The sequence below is a fragment of the Marinobacter sp. genome, assembly GCF_014859525.1.
Taxonomy (GTDB): domain Bacteria; phylum Pseudomonadota; class Gammaproteobacteria; order Pseudomonadales; family Oleiphilaceae; genus Marinobacter.
Genome location: NZ_JACUUB010000134.1, coordinates 1 through 4,259, shown reverse-complemented (window position 1 = coordinate 4,259; position 4,259 = coordinate 1). Strand labels below are relative to the sequence as shown.

2 protein-coding genes are annotated in these 4,259 nt (G+C 57.9%); one reads left to right on the top strand and one right to left on the bottom strand.

Annotation, left to right across the window (positions count from 1 at the left end; all coding sequences use genetic code 11):
* Positions 1 to 22 precede the first annotated feature (22 nt).
* Entirely contained in the window at positions 23 to 1,294 is a 1,272-nt protein-coding gene (locus tag IBX51_RS14520) for a PAS domain-containing protein (protein WP_291832022.1), read from the bottom strand.
* A gap of 207 nt (positions 1,295 to 1,501) precedes the next feature.
* On the opposite strand from IBX51_RS14520, the gene acnA reads away from it, so the two are divergent.
* The coding region (gene acnA, locus IBX51_RS14515) for an aconitate hydratase AcnA (RefSeq protein WP_291832021.1) at positions 1,502 to 4,259 on the top strand (2,758 nt) is incomplete at its 3' end.

Below are 4,259 nucleotides of genomic sequence, written 5' to 3'. Positions count from 1 at the left end.
ACGTTGGTTTTGGCCCTTCGGCCTATTCGGTTGCAACGCGGTTTTTCCCCGCCCCTTTGGCGCTGTATAGGTGCCTATCCACCCGCTCCAGAAGCTTGACGGGCGTATCCGCCGCCAGTGACTCAACTGCTCCGATGGACAGGGTTACCTGCCCCGCCTCGTCAAAGTGGGATGCGGCCATGGCGGCACGAATGTTCTCGGCAATATCGGTGGCTTTGGGAAGGTCACAGAAGGGCAGGACGACAATAAACTCTTCTCCACCCCAACGGATGCATTTATCGGTTTTACGGGTATGGTCCATCAGGATATCGGCGACGGCCTTGATGATTTCATCACCCCGCAGGTGGCCGTAGGTATCGTTAACGATCTTGAAGTCATCGATGTCGAGCATCAGCACGCTAAACAGTGACGCTTTCTCCTGGGCCTGAATAAGCGCGATATCCAGCTCGATCTCGCCAGCCCGTCGATTCAGCAAACCGGTCAGGGAATCGTGGGAAGCCTGCTCCCGGAGTTTCAGTTCCTCAAAAACCCGATCCGTCATATCTTTGATAATACTGATGAAATGAGTGACCTTGCCGCTCGAGTTCTTGACTGGCGTGATGGTTTGCTGGCAATGGATTTCATGGCCATTCTTGTGACGGTTAATCACCATGGCGCGGAAGGGCAGGCCTTCGTTGAGATGCCGCCATAAGCTTTTATAAAAGGTGTTGTCGTGCTTTCCGGACTTCAGGAATGACGGTTTGTAGCCAATCACTTCTGTTGGTGCATAGCCGGTCATGATCTCAAAGCCCTGGTTGGCGAACTCGATCACGCCATCAGCATCGGTAATAAAAATGCCGTCGTAGGCCGCGTCGATTGCTTTGGCAAACAGGTTGCCAGTGGATTGCTCAGCGTGCAGTTGAGTGATGTCTTTCTGGATAGAGATAAAGTAACGGATCTCGCCTGTTTGACCCCGAACCGGCGAAATCGTCCATTCCACCAGATAGGGGCGGCCGTTTTTGCGGTAGTTAATGGTGGAGCCGTTAAACGTACCGCTTTTCTCCAAAGCAGCCTTCATCCTGTCGATCACGCCTTGCTCGGTGAGCGGCCCCTGAAGGATGCTGGGGTTCTGGCCCAGCAGTTCGTCCAGCGAATACCCGGTCATGTTACAGAATGCGGGGTTGGCATAGACGATGTGTCGATCCGGCCCGGTGATCAGCATCGAGTTAAACGACAATTCAGCACTGGTGCGCAGCAACAGCAGAGAATCTTCACTGGAAAGTCCGGGTATCGACAACGTGGTGTCCGGGTTCAAGGGCGTGCCTGCAAGGGTTTGAATTGTTGTGATGTGTACTGGTCAGCATTCTCCAATGAGCGGCTGCTGTCAACGCGTGATACTCCTTAATCCCAATGTCTGATGGCAGTATTCACCGGCGGAATAGCGAACATTCATCGGCATTGAGTTGAAGTATGGTCATTCGATGCGATAGTTAAGGTAGATCACACCAAGAGGAGGCACCGCATGTCGAACACCTCGTTAAGCAAAGACAGCCTGAATACCCTCTCCAGTCTCAGCGCGGGCGGCAGAACCTACCACTACTTCAGCCTGCCCAAAGCCGCCGACACCCTGGGCGACCTGAACCGCCTGCCGTTCTCCCTGAAAGTCCTGCTGGAGAACCTACTGCGCAATGAAGACGACACCACGGTAGACCGTTGCCACATTGATGCCATGATGCAGTGGCTGAAAGAGCGCAAGTCTGACACCGAAATCCAGTTTCGCCCGGCGCGGGTGCTGATGCAGGACTTCACCGGTGTGCCCGGTGTGGTCGACCTGGCCGCGATGCGCGAGGCGGTGAAAAACGCCGGTAAAGACCCCGCCCTGATCAACCCGTTATCCCCGGTCGATCTGGTCATTGACCACTCGGTGATGGTGGATGAATACGGTACAGCGGATTCCTTCAAAGATAACGTGGCCATCGAGATGGAGCGCAACCAGGAGCGTTATGAGTTCCTGCGCTGGGGCCAGCAGGCCTTTGACAACTTCCGCGTGGTGCCGCCGGGCACCGGTATCTGCCACCAGGTCAACCTGGAATACCTGGGCAAGACCGTGTGGCAAAAGGACGTAGACGGCAAAACCATGGCCTACCCGGATACCCTGGTGGGCACCGACTCCCACACCACCATGATTAACGGCCTGGGCATTCTCGGCTGGGGTGTGGGCGGTATTGAGGCGGAGGCCGCCATGCTCGGCCAGCCGGTATCGATGCTGATCCCCGAGGTGATCGGTTTCAAGATCACCGGCACGCTGCGCGAGGGCATCACCGCCACCGACCTGGTGCTTACCGTGGTGGAAATGCTGCGCAAGAAAGGCGTGGTTGGCAAGTTTGTGGAATTCTACGGTGACGGCCTGAAAGACATGCCAGTAGCTGACCGTGCCACCATCGCTAACATGGCGCCGGAATACGGCGCCACCTGCGGCTTCTTCCCGGTGGACGAACAGACCATCACTTACATGCGCCTGACCGGCCGCGACGACGAACTGCTGGAACTGGTCGAGAATTACGCCAAGGCCCAGGGCCTGTGGCGCGAACCGGGCCATGAGCCCATTTACACCGATACCCTGGAACTGGATATGGGCGAGGTGGAAGCCAGCCTGGCCGGTCCCAAACGGCCTCAGGACCGGGTGGCCCTGACAAACATGAAGGCCTCCTTCGAGCTGCTGATGGAAACCGCCGAAGGCCCGGCTCAAACCCAGGAGAGCAAGCTGGAATCGGAAGGTGGCCAGACCGCCGTGGGGGTGGATAACAGCTACGAACATGCTGCCAGTCAGGCGCTGGAGATGCACGGCAAGAAAACCCGCCTCGACCCGGGCGCTGTGGTGATTGCGGCTATCACCTCCTGTACCAATACCTCCAACCCCAGTGTCATGATGGCCGCTGGCCTGATCGCCCAGAAAGCGGTGGCAAAAGGTCTGAAAACCAAACCCTGGGTGAAAACCTCGCTGGCGCCAGGCTCCAAAGTGGTGACCGACTACTTGAAGGTGGCTGGCCTGCAGGACGACCTGAATCAGTTGGGCTTCAATCTGGTAGGCTACGGCTGCACCACCTGTATTGGTAATTCCGGCCCGTTGCCGGAGGCGGTGGAGAAAGCCATCAACGAGGGGGATCTCACCGTCGCTTCAGTGTTGTCCGGCAACCGTAACTTTGAAGGCCGGGTGCACCCGCTGGTGAAAACCAACTGGCTGGCCTCGCCGCCCCTGGTGGTGGCGTACGCTCTGGCCGGCAACGTGCGGCTGGATCTGACCAAAGACCCGCTGGGCACCGACAAAGACGGCAATCCGGTCTACCTCAACGATCTCTGGCCCAGCCAGGCGGAAATCGCCGAGGCGGTTGAGAAGGTGAAAACCGATATGTTCCGCAAGGAATACGGCGAGGTATTCGAAGGCGACGCCATCTGGAAATCCATCAAGGTGCCGGACAGCAAGGTGTACGAGTGGAGCGACAAGTCCACCTACATCCAGCACCCGCCGTTTTTCGAGGGCCTGGGCGAGCAGCCGGAGCCCATCGAGAACATCAGGGATGCCAACATCCTGGCCTTGCTCGGGGATTCGGTCACCACCGACCACATCTCCCCGGCTGGCTCCTTCAAACCGGATACCCCTGCCGGCAAATACCTGCAGGAGCATGGGGTTGAGCCAAAAGACTTCAACTCCTACGGCTCCCGTCGCGGCAACCATGAGGTGATGATGCGCGGCACCTTCGCCAACGTGCGTATCCGTAATGAGATGCTGGATGGCGTGGAAGGCGGTTTCACCAAGTTTGTGCCCACCGGCGAGCAGATGGCCATCTACGACGCGGCCATGAAGTATCAGGAGCAGGGCACGCCGCTGGTGGTGATTGCCGGCAAGGAATACGGCACCGGCTCGAGCCGCGACTGGGCCGCCAAGGGCACCCGGTTGCTGGGTGTTCGAGCCGTGGTCGCGGAATCGTACGAGCGTATTCATCGCTCGAACCTGATCGGCATGGGCGTGATGCCCCTGCAGTTCCCGGAAGGAACGGATCGCAAGCGCCTGAAACTGACCGGAGAGGAAACCATCAGCATCGAAGGCCTGTCTGGCGATATCAAGCCGGGGCAGATCCTGTCCATGACGGTGACGTACAAGGACGGCTCAACCCAAACCTGCGAGCTGAAATCACGGATCGATACTGCCAACGAGGCGGTGTACTTCCAGCACGGCGGTATCCTGCACTACGTGGTGCGGGAGATGTTGAAAAACGCCT